Consider the following 17,215-nt stretch of genomic DNA (forward strand, 5'->3'; position numbering starts at 1 on the left):
GCCGCGACACATCCGCCACCACCGCCTCCAACACCCCCACCAAACGCCCACCGATCTCCTCCACCACCGCACGCTCGAACACGTCCGGCCGGTAGGACCAGTGGATGCTCAGCTGGTCGCCACGCTGCATGACGATCAGTCCGAGCGGGTAGTGCAGGGAGTCCTCGACCGTCGCGTCGACCACGCCGAGCTCCTGGGCGGAGCTCTCCAGGGCGGCCGCGTCGACCGGGTAGTTCTCGAACACGACCAGCGAGTCGAAGAGCTCGCCCGTGCCGGTGAGGCGCTGCAGGTCGGCGAGACCCAGGTACTGGTGGTCCAGGAGTGCGGACTGCTGCTCCTGCAGGCGCGCCAGCGCGTCCAGCAGGGTGTCCGCGCGCGTCGTGCGGACCCGCACCGGCAGGGTGTTGATGAACAGGCCGACCATCCGCTCGACCCCGGCCAGCTCCGGCGGGCGGCCGGAGACCGTGGCGCCGAAGACGACGTCCTCCCGGCCGGTGAGCCCGCCGAGCACCACGCCCCAGGCGCCCTGCACCAGGGTGTTGACCGTCAGGCCGTGCTCACGGCCCGCCGCCAGCAGCGCGCAGACCAGCTCCTGGGGCAGGCGCTGCGTCCAGCGCTGCGGCGCGGCCGGCGAGCGGTCCGGACGGGTGGGCGCGACCAGGGTCGGCTCGTCCACTCCGTCCAGCGCCGTGCGCCAGGCGTCCTCGGAGGCCTGGCGGTCCTGCGCGGCCAGCCAGGCCAGGTAGTCGCGGTACGGCACCACCGCGGGCAGGGCCGAGGCGTCGCCCCGGCTCGCGTACAGCTCGAAGAGCTCCTCGATGAGCAGCGGCATGGACCAGCCGTCCACGGCGACGTGGTGGACGGTGAGGACGAAGCGGTACCGGTCCTCGGCGAGGCGGATCAGGGTGGCGCGGATCAGCGGCGGCCGCTCCAGGTCGAAGCGGGCGGCGCGGTCCTCGGCGAGCATCCGGGCGACGGCGTCGTCCTGCCCAGCCCGGTCCAGGTCGCTGAAGTCCGCTTCGTGCCACGGCAGTTCGGCCTCCCGCGGGATGACCTGCAGCACCTGGCCGGACTCTCCGGTGACGAAGTACGCCCGGAGGTTGTCGTGCCGACCCAGCAGGGTCCGGGTGGCGGCGCGCAGAGCGGATCCGTCGACCCGGCCCTGGAGTTCGAGGGCGGACTGGATGGTGTAGACATCCGCCTGGGACGCGTCGTACAGGCTGTGGAAGTGCAGGCCCTGCTGGAGCGGGGAGAGCGGCAGGATGTCGGCGACGCCGGCCGGCGTCGCCTCCAGCCGGTCGATGTCGCTCTGGGTGACCGGCACGAGCGGCAGGTCGGAGGGGGTGAGGCCACCCGCCCCGGGCAGCTGGGCGAGCCCGGCGAGCTCCTCCAGCGCCTGGAACCACAGCTGGGCGACCTCGCGGACCTCGGCCTCGGTGAGCAGTTCGCCGGGCCAGGTCCAGGAGGCGACCAGGCGCTGCCCGTCGGGGTGGGCGAGACTCGCGGCGTTGAGGTCCAGCGTGTGTGCGAGGGGCAGCGCGGAGTCGGCGCTGTCACCCAGGTCGTCCACCCGCACGGTGTCCGCGTCGGCGGCGTCCGCCGTGCCTGTGCGGCCGAGGTAGTTGAAGCCGATCTGGGGTTCGGCGTGGCCGGCGAGGACGGAAGCGGAGTGCGGGTTGAGGTGGCGCAGCAGCCCGTAGCCGATGCCCTTGTCGGGGATGGCGCGCAGCTGCTCCTTGACCGCCTTCAGCGCCGCGTCGAGCGGCTGGTCGCCGGGGTCGACGGCCACCGGATAGGCGCTGGTGAACCAGCCGACCGTCCGGGACAGGTCGAGCCCGTCGACGATCTCCTCACGGCCGTGGCCCTCCAGGCCGATCAGGACCGCGCCGGCGTCACCGAGGCCGCGCCGGCGGCGCCAGCGGGCGACGGCGAGCGCGAGACCGGTCAGCAGCACGTCGTCGACACCGGCGTTGAACGCCTCGGGCACCGGTCCGAGCAGCGGCTCCCAGACGGTCGCGGGCAGCGTCAGCGTGAGGCGGCGCCCGGTGCCCACCACGTCGCGTGCCGGGTGGACGCGCCGCTGGGCGAGCACCGGATCCGCGGTGGCGGCGATCGCGCTCCACAGTTCCAGCTCGGCGATCCGGTGCTGCCCGGACGCCTCCTGGGTCAGCAGCTCGCTCCAGCGGCGGAACGAGGTCCCCACCGGGTCCAGCCGCACCGGGCGGCCGTCCCGTACGGCCTCGAAGGCGGCGGCCAGATCCGGCAGCAGGATGCGCCAGGACACTCCGTCGACCGCGAAGTGGTGGGCGATGACGACCAGTTCACCCGGGGCGTCGATGCCGTGGTCGAACCAGAGGGCCTGCAGCATCCGACCCTGGCGCGGCGCCAGCCGCTCCACCGCGGCCCGCACCTCCCGCGCCACGTCCGCACCCCCGCCCTCGACCCGGCGCACGCACTCCTCGGCGCGCACCGCGCCCACGGCGGCCACCTCCAGCGACCACTCGGGCCCCTCCGACAACCGCAACCGCAGCGCGTCGTGCCGGTCCAGCACCGCCTGCACCGCCACCCGCACACCCGATTCGTCCAGCCCCGCCGGAACCGCCAGCGCCATGCTCTGGTGGAAGGTGTCGACGGGACGGCCGTCGGCCAGTTGCGCGTGCATGACCGGGGTCAGTCGCACCGCTCCCACCCCGTCGTCGGCCACCGGGGCGGCGGCCTGCGGGGCGGCGTCGAGCGCGGCGAGGCGGGCGGGGGTCTTGTGTTCGAAGATCGCGCGCAGTGAGAGCGCGACGCCCTCCTTGCGGGCCCGGTGGGCCAGTTGGATGGAGCTGATGCTGTCGCCGCCGAGCGCGAAGAAGCTGTCGTGGACGCCGACCGAGGTGATGCCGAGGACCTCGGCGAACAGCGCGCACAGCGCCTTCTCGCGCTCGTCCCGCGGCTCACGGTCGCTCTCCCCCGCGGGCGCGGGCTGGTCGGCCGCCGCCCGGCCGGCCGGGGCCGGCCCGGCGCGGTCAGCGACGGAGAACGGCGTGACGGCACCCACCGGCCGGTCCGGCTCGGCGACGAAGAGCTCCAGCAGGGCGAGGAAGCGGTCGAGGATCTCCCGGGCGGCGGCCTCGGTGAACAGGTCCTCGCGGTAGTCCAGCCGCACCTCCATCCGCTCGCCGCGGACGGTGCTCTCCAGGTTGAGCGAGTAGTGGGTGGCGTCGCTGGTCGCCGCCGAGACCGCGCCGATGCGCTGCGCCGAGTCGCTCAGCGTGTCCGTGTCGACCGGGAAGTTCGCGAAGATCGTCATGGCGTCGAAGAGCTCGCCGCCGCCCGCCAGTTGCTGGATGTCGGCCAGCCCGAGGTGCTTGTACGCCACCAGCTCGGCCTGCTGGTCCTGCAGTTGACGGGCCAGTGCGCTCAGCGGCAGAGCCTCGTCGATCCGCAGCCGCACCGGCACGGTGTTGATGAACAGGCCCACCATGGACTCGACACCGGGCAACTCGGGCGGACGTCCGGAGACGGTCTCACCGAAGACGACGTCGGTGCGGCCGGTCAGCCCGCCCAGCACCAGGCCCCAGGCCGTCTGGACCACACTGCTCAGCGTGAGGCCCAGGGAGCGGGCCTGCGCGGCGAGCGCCCCGGCCAACTCGGCCGGCACCTCCCGCAGGAGCTTGCCCGGCAGGGCCGCCCCACGGGCCGGGTCGGCCGGCGCGACCAGCGTGGGCCCGGTGACGCCGTCCAGCGCCTGCCGCCAGGCGGCTTCGGCCTCGGCCCGGTCCTGCCCGGCCAGCCAGGAGAGATAGCTGCGGTACGGGGTGACGGACGGCAGCTGCGAGGTGTCCCCGCCGTTGCTGTACAGGGCCATCAGCTCGCCGAGCACCAGGGGCATCGACCAGCCGTCCAGCAGGATGTGGTGCGCGGTGACCGCGAACCGGTATTCGTCGTCGGCCAGGCGCACCAGCGTAAAACGCAGCGGCGGCACGGCCAGATCGAAGCGGCGCGTGCGGTCCGCGTGCAGCAGCCGGTCCAGTTCCGCGTCCCGCTCGGGCCCGGCCTGTCGTGCGCTCAGGTCGCACTGCACCCATTCCGGTTCCACCTCGCGCAGGATCGCCTGCACCGGCTCGCCGGACTTGCGGTTGCGAAAGCTCGCCCGCAGCGCGTCGTGGCGGCCCAGCACGCCCCGTACGGCCTCGCGCAGCGCCTCGGCGTCGACCGCGCTGCGCAGGTCCAGGGTCATCTGCAGGACGTAGACGTCGGCGTCGCTCTCCTCGTACAGGGCGTGGAAGAGCATGCCCTTCTGCAGCGGGGTCAGCGGCCAGATGTCGACGAATCCCGGCTTTGTCACGTCGTTCTTTGCATTCATCAGTTCAGACCACTCTCGAATTCGTCGATCTCGTCCTGCGACAGGGAGAGCAGAGACAGGTCGGAGGGGGTGAGGCCGCCGGCCTCGGGCAGTTGGGCGTGGACGACCAGGCTCCGCAGCGCCTCGAACCAGAGCTCGGCCAGCTCCCGGACGTCCGGTTCGGCGAAGAGCCCGTCCGGCCAGGTCCAGTGGGCGTGCAGCCGCACTCCGTCGGGGCCGCGCCCCGGCTCGGCGCGCAGCGCGAGGGCGTGGCGCAGCGGTGTGTCCGCCGGGCCGCCCGGGACGGCGGAGCCCGGTGTCCGCTGGTAGCCGAAGCCCACCTGCGGCTCGGCGTGACCGGCGAGCTTGCGGCGGGTCTCCGGGTTGAGGTGGCGCAGCAGCCCGTAGCCGATGCCCTGGTCGGGGATCGCACGCAGTTGCTCCTTGACCGTCTTCAGGGCCGTTCCGAGGGCCGGTCCGCCGGACCACACCTCGTCGTGCGGCAACTCGCCGGGGTCGATGGCCGCCGGGTAGGCGCAGGCGAACCAGCCGACCGTGCGGGAGACGTCGATGCCCTCGGCGAGCGGTGCCCGGCCGTGGCCTTCGAGGCCGACCAGGACGGCGCTGCCGTCGGCGAGCCCCCGGTCGCGGCGCCAGCGGGCGACGGCGAGTGCGAGGCCGGTGAGCAGGACGTCCTCGACGGTGGCGTTGAACGCCTCGGGGACGGCGGTGAGCAGCGGCGCCGCGGTCTCGGTGGGCAGGGTGAGGCTTGTCCGGCGGGCCGTGCCGAGTACGTCGCCGGCCGGGTTCAGCGGGCGGTCCGCCAGCAGCGGGTCGTCGGTGTCGAGGATCTCCCGCCACAGCGGCAGTTCCCGCGTCCGGGCCTGGTCGGTGGCCGCGTCGGTGAGCAGTCGCGACCAGCGGTGGTAGGAGGTGCCTGCCGGTGCGGTCTCGATCGGCCGGCCGGCGGCGAGGGCGTCGCAGGCGGCCGTGAGCTCCTCGTGGAGGATCTGCCAGGAGGTGTCGTCGGCGACCAGCTCGTGGGCGATGACGACCAGTTCACCCGGGGCGTCGGTGCCGTGGTCGAACCAGAGGGCCTGCAGCATCGGGCCCTGGCGCGGCGCCAGCCGCTCCACCGCGGCCCGCACCTCCCGCGCCACGTCCGCACCCTCGCCCTCGACCCGGCGCACGCACTCCTCGGCGCGCACCGCGCCCACGGCGGCCACCTCCAGCGACCACTCGGGCCCCTCCGACAACCGCAACCGCAGCGCGTCGTGCCGGTCCAGCACCGCCTGCACCGCCACCCGCACACCCGACTCGTCCAGCCCCGCCGGAACCGCCAGCGCCATGCTCCGGTGGAAGGTGTCCGCGGGGGTGCCGCGTCCGTACCGGTCGAGCATCGGCGGGGTGAGTGGCAGCGCACCCACCGCACCCTCGGGGGTTTCCTGGTGCCCGGCGTCCTCGATCTCGCGGGCGGTTCGGGCGAGGGCCCGTGCCGTCTTCTGCTTGAAGACGTCCCGCAGGCCGATCAGGAGCCCGGCGGTGCGGGCCCGGCCGGCCAGCTGGATGGCGCGGATGCTGTCGCCGCCCTGGCCGAAGAAGTCCTCGTCCGGGCCGACTTCGGCCACGCCCAGGACGTCGGCGAAGAGCCCCGCCAGGAGTTCTTCGCGACGGCGGAGCGACTGGTCGTCCGGCTCCGCGTCGTCGCCGTCCGACCCGGAGCGGCCGGCCTGCGGCAGCCGTTCGCGCAGTGCCGGGCGCACCGCCGCCCACCAGCGGGCGGGCGCGTCGCCGCCGAGGTCGGCGATCGGCGCGTCGGCGTCGGCCGCCATGGCCTCCAGCAGTTCGCGCAGGCAGTCCAGGAGGCCGACGGCCTCGGCTTCGGTGAACATGTCGGGGCGGTAGCCGATCCGCAGGTGCAGTACGGTCCCGTCCAGGCCGGCGTCGAGGGTGAGCGGGAAGTGCGAGTTGTCGCCGTTCATCTCGACGTCCACGGCGCGCAGCGCGCCGCCGTCGTCGCCGAAGCCCGCCCCGTCGGCCGGGGTGTTCTGGAAGACCAGCAGGGTGTCGAAGAGGTCACCCAGCCCGGTCAGCCGTTGCAGGTCCATCAGCCGAAGGAACTGGTGATCCATCAACTCGGCCTGCCGGTCGGCGAGTTCCCGAAGGAATCCGCCCACCGGAGCGTCCGGGCGGACCCGGACCCGGACCGGGATGGTGTTGATGAACTGGCCCACCATCCGCTCGATACCGGGGACCTCCGGCGGCCGTCCCGAGACGACGGCACCGAAGACCACGTCCTCGCGTCCGGTGAGCCGACTGAGCAGCAGCCCCCACGCACCCTGCACCACGGTGTTCATGGCGAACCCGCGCCGGGCGGCGAGCGCCGCAAGCCTGCTCACAGCGGTACGCGGTATCAGCACGGAGGCCTTCTCCGGCACGACCGGGAGGCGGTCTGGGTCGGCCGGTGCCAGCAGGGTCGGCTCGGAGAGGCCGGCCAGTTCGCGCCCCCAGGCCCGCTCCGAGACGACCCGGTCCCGGGCGGCGAGCCAGCCGAGGTAGTCGCGGTAGGGAAGGACGGCGGGCAGGGCGGACGCGTCGCCGCCGGCGCCGTAGAGCCGGATCAGCTCGCCGATCAGGATCGGCGTCGACCAGCCGTCCAGCAGCAGGTGATGAAACGTCATCACCAGCCGGTTGCGTCCGGGCGCGATCCGCAGCAGGACGCATCGCAGCAGCGGCGGCCGGCCGAGGTCGAAGCGCCGGGCCGCCTCCTCGGCCATGATCCGGGCCACCTCGGCGGTCCGCCCCGCGTCGTCGAGCGTGCTCAGGTCTCGCTCGCTCCAGGGGAGTTCGGTGTCGTGAAGAAGGAACTGCACCGGCTGGGCGAGTCCTTCGGCCGCGAAGCCGACGCCCAGGTTCTCGTGCCGGCGCAGCAGGGCGCCGACGGATTCGCGCAGCGTCGCCGGGTCGAGCTCCCCTTCGAGGTCGAGCCCGAACTGCACGGTGTAGACGTCCGGCCCGAGGTCGTTGTAGAGGGAGTGGAAGACCAGCCCCTCCTGGAGCGGGGTCAGCGGGAGGACGTCGGCCAGCGTGGGCCGGCCGGCCTCCAGCTGCTCGATCTCCTGCTGGGTGAGCCGCACCAGGGGGAAGTCGGCCGGGGTACGGCCCCCCGCGTCGGGGCGCTCGGTGTGCGCGACCAGCGCGGTCAGGGCCCGCTGCCAGGCATCGGCGAGTGCGCGCACGTCGTCCTCGCCGAGCAGGGCGTCCGGCCAGGTCCACCGGGCGGACAGGCGCGGTCCGTCGGCGTGGTCCAGAACGGCCACGCCGATCCGGAGGGCATAGGACAGCGGCGCGTCCGGGTGGTCACCGGTGCCGTGCGGCGCCGAGGCGTCGAGGCGGCCCTGGTAGTCGAAGCGGATCTGCGGTTCGGCGTGCCGGGCGAGCAGTGGCACGGTCTGCGGATTGAGGTGGCGCAGCAGGCCGTAGCCGACACCGTGCCCGGGGATCGCGGCGAACTGCTCCTTGACCCGCTTGAGCGCCGAGCCGATCTGCTCGCCACCCGCGAGTGCCTCCCGTGGGTCGGTGACGGCGGCGTCGAGACGTACCGGATGGGTGGCGGTGAACCAGCCGGCCGTACCGGACAGGTCCGTGCCCGGTGCGGCCGCCCGCCGGCCGTCCGTCCCCAGTGCGACCAGGAGCGCGGCGGCGCTGTCCTGGCCACGGCGGGCACGCCGGTCGGCCACCGCGACGGCGAGTGCCGCCAGCAGGACCTCTTCCAGCCCGGTGTTGAACCGCGTCGCCACCTCGGCGAGCAGCGGTCCGGTCTGCGCGGCGGACAGTTCGAGATCGAGCGTGCGGGCGGTGCGGGTGAGGTCGCGCGCCGGGTCGAGCGGACGGTCGGCGAGCAGCGGACCGGGGGCACCGAGCAGGGCGTCCCACAGCGGCAGTTCCTCCAGCAGCCGCGGGTCGGCCGCCTCGGCGGCCAGCCGCTCCGCCCACGGGCGGTACGGGGCTGCCGCCGGTGCGGCCTGCCCGCCCCACCATGCCCGCAGGTCGCCCGCCAGCACCGACAGGGTGGCGTCGTCGCAGGCGAGTTGATGAATCGTCAGCAACAGCCGGTGGTCGCCGCCGGGGCCGGCGTCGAACCAGACGGCCTGGAGGACGACGCCGTCCTGCGGTGCGAGCCGGGAGCGGGCCGCCGCGGTGTGTTCCCGTACGGCCGTGGCGATGCCGTCCTCGTCCAGCCCCTGGAGGCGGACGCGGGTGGGCGTGATGTCCACGGCGGTGCGCGGCAGCGCCTCCAGGCTCCACAGGAGGTTGCCGCCGCGGCGGGTGAGCCGCAGCCGCAGCGTGTCGTGACGGTCGGTCAGGGCGCGGAGTGCGGCGGTGATCCGCTGCTCGTCGCAGTCGGCGGGCAGCGGCACCAGCACATCCCGGCTGATCTGCTCGATCGGCCCGCCCCGTTCGCGCAGCCGGTGCATGTCGGGGGTGAGCGGAATCTCCCCGGTGCCCGCGTCGGCGTCCGCCGGGGCGCCGTGGTCCTCGGCGAGGGTGGCGGCCGCGGCCAGCTCCTCGATGGTGCGGTGGCGCAGGACATCCGCGGCGCTGAACTCCAGGCCCACCTCCTGGGCGCGGCTCACCAGCTGGATGGAGACGATGCTGTCGCCGCCCAGCTCGAAGAAGCTGTCGTCGATGCTGACGTCGGCCACGCCGAGCACCTCGCCGACCAGGCGGCAGATCTGCGTCTCCTTGGCGTCCCGCGGCGCGCGGCCCTCGGACCGGGTGCCGAAGTCGGGCTCCGGCAGCGCCTTGCGGTCGACCTTGCCGTTCGCGCTGAGCGGCAGTTCGTCGAGCGTGGTGTAGGCGACGGGCACCATGTACTCGGGCAGACGGGCGGCGAGGTGCTCGCGCAGCGGACCGGGCTTGGGTGCCCGGGATCCCCTGGTGACGACGTAGGCGACCAGCTGCCCGCGGCCCGAGGCGTCCTCGTGGACGACCACGGCGGCGTCGGCGACCTTCGGGTACGCGACGAGTGCCGCTTCGATCTCGCCGAGCTCGATCCGGAAGCCGCGCAGCTTCACCTGGTCGTCGGCGCGGCCGACGAACTCCAGCTCGCCGCCGGCGGTCCAGCGGACGATGTCGCCGGTGCGGTAGAGCCGCTCGCCGGGCGCCCCGAACGGGTCGGCGACGAACCGCTCGGCGGTCAGGGCCGGCCGGTTCAGGTAGCCGCGGGCCAGTCCGGCTCCGGCGATGTACAGCTCGCCGGGCGTGCCGGGCGGTACCGGCCGCAGCTCCTCGTCGAGGACGTACGTCCGGGCGTTCCACAGCGGTCGCCCGACGGGCGGCGGGGTGTCGCCGCGGAGCGGTCCGCTCATCGTGGCGTACACCATGGCCTCGGTCGGTCCGTACGCGTTGATCAGCCGGCGCCCGGCCGACCAGCGGGCCACCTGGTGTGCCGGGATGGGCTCACCGCCGGTGACCATCGTGCGCAGGGTGGGCAGTTCGACGTCCGGCAGGGTCCCGATCACCCCCGCGGTGGTGTGCAGGTGGGTGATGCCGTGGCGCTCGATCAGGGTGGCGAGTTCCTGTCCCACCGGTGAGCGGTGTCCCTCGGGCAGGACCAGGGTGGCTCCGGCCAGCAGGGAGAGCACCAGGTCGCCCATGGAGACGTCGAAGCTCGGTGAGACGGACTGCAGGACGCGGGCGCCGCGGTCGCCGAGCAGGTTCTCGGCCTGCGAGCCGACCATGCTCGTGAATCCGGTGTGGGTGACCACGACTCCCTTGGGGCGCCCGGTCGAACCCGAGGTGTAGATGACGTAGGCGGGGTGCGTCACCGTGAGCGGCGCGACGCGGTCGCGGTCGGCGGGGTTGCCGGTGGCCGCGGCCGCGAGCGCGGCGCGGGTGTGCGGCGCGTCGGCCACCACGGCCGCCGCCGCCCAGGACGGGGCGTCCTCGATGGCGTCGCGCGTGGTCAGCACCAACGCGGCCTGCGCGTCCTCGACGATGAACGCGATGCGTTCGGCGGGGTAGCCCGGGTCGACCGGGAGATAGGCCGCACCCGCCTTCAGCACGCCCAGCGCCGCCGCGATCCAGTCGACGGAGCGCGCGATGGCGACGGCCACCAGCTGCTCGGGGCCGATGCCCCGCGCGATGAGGTGGTGGGCCCACTGGTTGGCGCGCGCGTTCAGTTCGCCGTAGGTGAGCGAGGTGTCACCGCAGATGAGCGCGACCTGGTCGGGCGTGTTGTGGGCGTGCGCCTCGAAGAGGGCCGGGAAGGTCGCGGGCTCGGTGGCGCGCCGTGTGTCGTTCCACTCCACGAGCACGCGGCGCCGCTCGGCCGGCGCCAGCAGGTCGAGCTGCCCGACCGGGCGCTGCGGGTCCGCGGACGCCGCGTCGAGCAGGGTCACGAAGCGTCGCATGAGGCCCTCGACGGTGGCCTGGTCGAACACGTCCGTGCGGTAGTCCACCCGGCCGCTCAGCCCGGCGGGGGCACCGTCCTCATCGAGCGTCTCGCCCAGTTCCACGCCCAGTTCGAGCTTGGACGAGGCGAGGTCCACGGACTCGACGCCCACCGTCAGCGCGGGCAGCTCCAGCCGGGGCACCGTGTTGTTCTGGAAGGACAGGAACACCTGGAACACCGGGCTGTGCGCCATCGACCGCTCGGCTCCCAGCAGATCGACCAGACGCTCGAACGGCACGTCCTGGTGCGCGTAGGCGGCGAGGTCGGTGGCGCGCACACGGGCCAGCAGTTCGGCGAAGGTCGGATCGCCCGACACGTCGGTGCGCAGCACCAGCGTGTTGACGAAGAACCCGACGAGGTTCTCCAGGGCTTCGTCGGTGCGGCCGGCGACGGCGGTACCGATCGGGATGTCGGTGCCGGAGCCCAGCCGGGACAGCAGCGTGGCGAGACCGGCCTGGACGACCATGAACAGGCTGACCTGGTGGGCACGCGCCACCTCAACGAGGCGGGCGTGCAGTTGGGCGTCGACGGTGAACTCGACGGACCCGCCGCGGTGGCTCACCTCGGCACCGCGCGGCAGGGCGCCGGGCAGTTCCAGCTCCGCGGGGGCGCCGTCCATCGTGGTCTCCCAGAAGTCCAGCTGCCGGGAGATCAGGCTGTCCGGGTCCTCCTCGCTGCCCAGCAGCTCCCGCTGCCACAGCGTGTAGTCCGTGTACTGCACGGGCAGCGGGGCGAACTCCGGTACCCGCCCGTCCCTGCGGGCCGCGTAGGCCGTGGACAGGTCCCGGGCGAGCGGGGCGTTCGACCAGCCGTCGGTGGCGATGTGGTGGACGTTGAGCAACAGGACGTGCTCGGTGGCCGACAGGACGAACAGGGTGGCGCGCAGCGGCAGTTCCACCGCGAGGTCGAAGCCGCGCTCCGCGGCGACGCGCATCGCCTCCGGGAGACCGGTCTCCGTGCTCTCGACGGTCTCCATGGGCACGGTGGCGTCGGCCGGGGCGACGATGTGCTGGCGGGGCCTGCCGTCGTCCTCCGCGAAGACCGTGCGCAGGCTCTCGTGGCGTGCGACCAGGTCGGCCAGGGCGGCGGCGAGCGCCGTACGGTCGAGGCTGCCGGACAGCCGGATGCCGATCGGAATGTTGTACGTGCTGGTGGCCCCCTCCAGTCGGCCGAGGAACCACAGCCGGCGCTGGGCGTAGGAGAGCGGGATGACCTCCGGCCGCTCGCGCACCGCCAGTTCGGGGCGTATGCCGCCCACCTGGGTCACCCTCGTGGCGAGCAGGGCCGGGGTCGGGGCGTCGAAGACGGCCCGCACGTCGACCTCGGCGCGGAAGGCCGACCGGACCCGGCTGAGCAGCCGGACCGCGCTGAGCGAGTTGCCGCCGAGGACGAAGAAGTTGTCGTCCACGCCGACCTGCGGCACGTCGAGGACCTGCGCGAACAGGCCGCACAGGATCTCCTCCTGCGGGGTGCGCGGAGCCCGGGCGGCCGGCGCGACGGTGAAGTCCGGCGCGGGCAGGGCCGCGCGGTCCAACTTGCCGTTGGGGGTGAGCGGCAGCTCCTCCAGGGCGATGACGGCGTCCGGGACCATGTACTCGGGCAGCGCGGCGGCGAGCCGGTCACGTACCTCCTGCCCGTCGACGTCGGCGCCGGGCTCGGCCACGACGTAGGCCACCAGCCGCGGGTCGGTCGACTGGTCGGTGCGGACGATCACCGCCTGCGCGGCGACGCCCGGGTGGGCGGCGACGGCGGCGGCGATCTCACCGAGCTCGATGCGGTGGCCGCGCACCTTGACCTGGTCGTCGGCGCGGCCGACGAACACCACGTTGCCGTCCGGGCGGCGGCGCACCACGTCGCCGGTGCGGTACATCCGCTCGCCGGCCGGGCCGAAGGGGTCGGCGACGAACCGCTCGGCCGTCAGGTCGGTCCGGTTCCAGTAGCCCCGAGCCAGGCACGGGCCCGCGACGTACAGTTCACCGGCCACGCCCACGGGCGCGGGCCGCAGGTTGGCGTCCAGCACGTAGGCCCGGACGTTGCCCTGCGGGCGGCCCATCGGGACCGGTCCCGGCTCCACGGGCGCCCCTGGCTCGATGCGGAACTCGGTGACGTTCACGGTGGCCTCGGTGGGCCCGTACACGTTCCAGACGGTGGCCTGCGGGTGGAGCTCGCGCCACGGCGCCAGCGCCTCACCCACCAACGCCTCACCACCCAGCAGCAGTTCGGTCTGCGGTGAGTACTCGGCGGGGAGCGCGCCGAGCAGCGGCAGATGGCTGGGGGTGGCCTTCATGAAGGTGCACGGCGCGGCGGACAGTCGCGCCGAGACGGCCGCGTCCTCCTCCAGGGCGCCGATCAGCACCGTGCCGCCGACGGTCAGCGGGGTGAACAGCGCGGTGACGGTCAGGTCGAAGGCGACCGGCGAGTGCAGCAGCGCCACCCCGGACGCCCCCCGGTAGACCAGCCCGGTCCAGCCCAGGTAGTCGACGACCGAACGATGGGTGACCACCACGCCCTTGGGGCGCCCGGTGGAGCCGGAGGTGTAGATGACGTACGCCGGGTTGGCGCGGGTCAGCGGCGCGACGCGGTCGGCGTCGGTCGGGTCGGTGTCCGGGCGCCGCGCGATGGCCGCCGCGGTGGCCGGGTCGTCGGTCAGGACGCGCTCGACGCCGGCGTCCGGCAGCCCGGCGGCCACCGTGCCGTCGGTCACCAGCAGCCGTGGCGCGGAGTCCGTCAGCATGTAGCGGATCCGCTCGTACGGGTAGGCCGGGTCCACCGGCACGTAGGCCGCGCCGGACTTCAGGACGGCGAGCAGGGTGACGACCAGTTCCGCCGAGCGCTCCATGGCCACGGCGACGAAGCTCTCCGGCCCGGCACCGCGCGCGATCAGCTCATGGGCGAGCCGGTTGGCGCGGGCGTTGAGCTCGCCGTACGTCAGCTCGGTGGATCCGCAGGCCAGGGCGAGCGCGTCGCGGGTGCGCTCCACCTGTGCCTGGATGAACTCGGGGACCACCGCGTCCGACTCGGGCACCGTCGTGCCGTTCCAGCCGGAGGTCAGCTGCGCCAGCCGTGCCTCGTCCAGGGTGTCGAGCCGCCCGACGGGCAGCTCGGGGGTGGCCGCGACGGCCTCTAGCACCCGGCGCATCTGCCGGGTGACCGATGCCGCCGTGTCCTCGTCGAAGAGGTCCGGGCGGTAGTACCAGTTGAGGACGGTGCGCTGGTCCTCGTGCATCACGACCATGCCGAGCGGGTAGTGGTTGTCGCCCCGGGTGTCCACCTCGGACAGCGCCAGACCGTGCACCAGCTCCTGCCCGCCCTCCTTGTCGGCGGGGAAGTTCTCGAAGACGACGGCGGTGTCGAACAGCGTGCCGATGCCGACGAGTTGCTGCAGGTCGGCCAGGCCGAGGTAGTGGTACGCGAGCAGCTCCACGCGCTGTTCCTGTACCCGGGACAGGGTGTCGATCACGGACGCCGACGGGTCGAGCCGCACCCGTACGGGCACGGTGTTGCTGAACAGCCCCACCATCGACTCCACGCCCGGCAGCTCCGGCGGCCGGCCGGAGACCGTCTCGCCGAACAGCACGTCGTCCCGCCCGGTCAGCCGGGACAGCACGATGCCCCACGCGCCCTGCACCACGGCATTCATGGTCAGACCGTTGGCCCGGGCCCGCTCGACGAGCGCGGCGGACAGCTGCGCCGGCAGCTCGTCGACGATCCGCCCGGGCAGCACGGACCCCTTCGCGGCCGCGTCGGGCGCCACCAGCGTCGGCTCGTCCACCCCGGCCAGCGCGGCGCGCCAGGCGCCCTCCGCCTCGGCCCGGTCCTGGGCGGCCAGATAGGCCAGGAAGTCCTTGTACGGGGCGACCGGGGGCAGCGTGGCGGAGTCGCCGCGGTGCCCGTACAACTCGAAGAGCTCCGCGGCGAGTACGGGTGCCGACCAACCGTCCAGCAGCAGGTGGTGCGCGGCGAACAGCAGCCGGTGGGTGTCCTCGCCGAGCCGGATGAGGGTGAAGCGCAGCAGCGGCGGACGCTGCGGATCGAAGCGGCGGGTGCGCTCCTCGGTCAGCAGCCGGTCCAGCGCCGCCGCCTGCTCGCCCTCCTCCAGATCGCCGAAGTCCAGGTCGGTCCAGGCGAGTTCGGCGCCGGCCGGGATGAGCTGCACCGGGCGGCCGTCGCTCGTGTAGTGGAAGCCGGCCCGCAGGCTCTCGTGCCGGGCGAGCAGCCCGCGCACGGCGGCGCGCATCGCCTCGACGTCCAGGGCGCCCCGTACGTCGATGGCCAGGCGCGTGATGTAGACGTCCTCGGCCTGCTGATCGTACTCGGTGTGGAAGAGCAGCCCCTCCTGGAGCGGCGAGAGCGGCAGCACGTCGGTCAGACCGGGCTGCGCCGCCTCCAGGCGGTGGATCTCCTCCTGCGACAGCGACACCAGCGGCAGGTCGGACGGGGTGAGCCCGCCGGCCGTCGGCCGCTCCGCGTGCGTGACCAGCGCCTCCAGGACTCGGGCCCAGCGCTGCGCCAGTTCCCGGACGTCCTCCTCGGCGAACAGCTCCTTCGGGAAGGTCCAGGTGGCGCTGAGCCGGGGCCCGTCGTGGTGCGTCTCGGTGACGGCGTTGACGACGAGGGCGTAAGGCAGCGCGGTGTCCTGGTCGGCGCCGCCGCCGAGCCCGGCCGCGTCCGCGTCGTCGGCGGTGCCGAGGTGGCCCAGGTAGTTGAAGCCGATCTGCGGCTCGGCGAGCTTCGCCAGGGCGGTGGCGGTCCGGGGGTTGAGGTAGCGCAGCAGGCCGTAGCCGATGCCGTTGTCGGGGATGGCGCGCAGCTGTTCCTTGACCGCCTTGAGCGCGGTGGCCACCGCCGGGCCGGCCGACTCGATCTCCGCGGCCGGTACGGTCCCGGGGTCCAGCCGGACGGGGTACAGGCTGGTGAACCAGCCGACCGTACGGGACAGGTCGACGTCCTCGACGATCTCCTCACGGCCGTGTCCCTCCAGGCCGACCAGGACCGCCGAGCCGTCGCCACGGCCCAGGCGGCGGCGCCAGTCGGCGACGGCGAGCGACAGGGCGGTCAGCAGCACGTCGTTGATCCCGGCGCGGAACGCCGCGGGCACCTTGCCCAGCAGCGGCTCCGTGACGGCGGCGGGCAGCTGCACGCTCAGGTGTCCGGCCCCGGCGAGGGTGTCCCGGGCCGGGTCCAGCGGGCGGTCGGTGAGCAGCGGGTCGGGGGTGGACAGGATGTCCCGCCACAGCGGCAGTTCGCGGATCCGCTGCGGCTCGCCGGCCGCCGCCGTGAGGTGCTGGGCCCAGCGGCGGAACGAGGTCCCGACCGGCTCCAGCTCCACCGGGCGGCCGGCGAGCACCGCGGCGAACGCCTGCCCCAGCTCGGGCAGCAGGACGCGCCAGGAGACACCGTCGACGGCGAGGTGGTGGATGACCAGCAGCAGCCGACCGACGGCGCGCGGGCCGGCGTCGAACCACACGGCCTGCACCATCGTCCCCTCCTCCGGGGCGAGCCGCTGCTGAGCGGCGGCGTACTCCCGCTCGGTGACGGCGGCGAGCGCGTCGCCGTCCAGCCCGGCCACGTCGACGCGGTGCAGGCACGTCCCGGCCTGGACGGTGCCGCGCGGCGCGACCTCCAGGGTCCATTCGTCGATGTCCTCGATCCGGGTCAGCCGCAGCCGCAGCGCGTCGTGGTGGTCGAGGAACGCCTGCAGGACGTCGGTCAGCTGCCGGGCGCCCAGTCCCATGGGGACGGGTACGGGCATGGCCTGGTTGAACTGGGCGACCGGGCCGCCGCGTTCGCTGAACCAGTGAATGACCGGGGTGAGCGGCACACCGCCGACCCCGTCGTCCGCCGAGCGGCGAACAGGCACCGTGGCCTCCTTGGCGACGGCGGCAAGAGCTTCCACCGTCTTGTGTGTGAATACGTCTCGGGGACTGAAGTGCAACCCCGCCTTACGAGCCCGGCCGACGAGCTGGATCGAGATGATGCTGTCGCCACCCAACTCGAAGAAGCTCTGATCGACACCGACCGACTCCAGACCCAGGACCTCCGCGAACAACCCACCGAGGACCTTCTCCTGCCCGGTACGCGCAGCACGACCCGCACCCACACCGAACTCCGGAACCGGCAGAGCCCCACGATCGAGCTTGCCGTTGACCATCAACGGCAACGCCTCCAACGCCACCACCAACGCCGGAACCATGTACTCCGGCAACAACCCCGCCACATACTCACGCAACCGGGCACCGTCCACCGACACACCCCCGGCCGCCACCACATACGCGACCAACTGCCGCACACCCGGCTGGGACTCATGCACCACCACCGCAGCCCGATCCACCCCGGCATGCCGCACCAGCACACTCTCGATCTCACCCAACTCGATCCGGAAACCACGGATCTTCACCTGGTCATCCACCCGACCGACGAACTCCAAC

General features: G+C 73.5%; 2 protein-coding genes. Both read right to left on the reverse strand.

The window, feature by feature from the left end:
• Window positions 1-4,333 (reverse strand): condensation domain-containing protein (locus ACIRYZ_RS44905; protein ID WP_402955014.1); only part of this gene is annotated, 4,333 nt, incomplete at its 3' end.
• A gap of 17 nt (window positions 4,334-4,350) precedes the next feature.
• Window positions 4,351-17,196, reverse strand: a complete 12,846-nt coding sequence (locus ACIRYZ_RS44910) for an amino acid adenylation domain-containing protein (protein ID WP_402955017.1) — start codon at window positions 17,194-17,196, stop codon at window positions 4,351-4,353.
• Between the last annotated feature and the right edge of the window lie 19 nt (window positions 17,197-17,215).

The organism is Kitasatospora sp. NPDC101155 (assembly GCF_044768305.1).
Taxonomy (GTDB): domain Bacteria; phylum Actinomycetota; class Actinomycetes; order Streptomycetales; family Streptomycetaceae; genus Kitasatospora.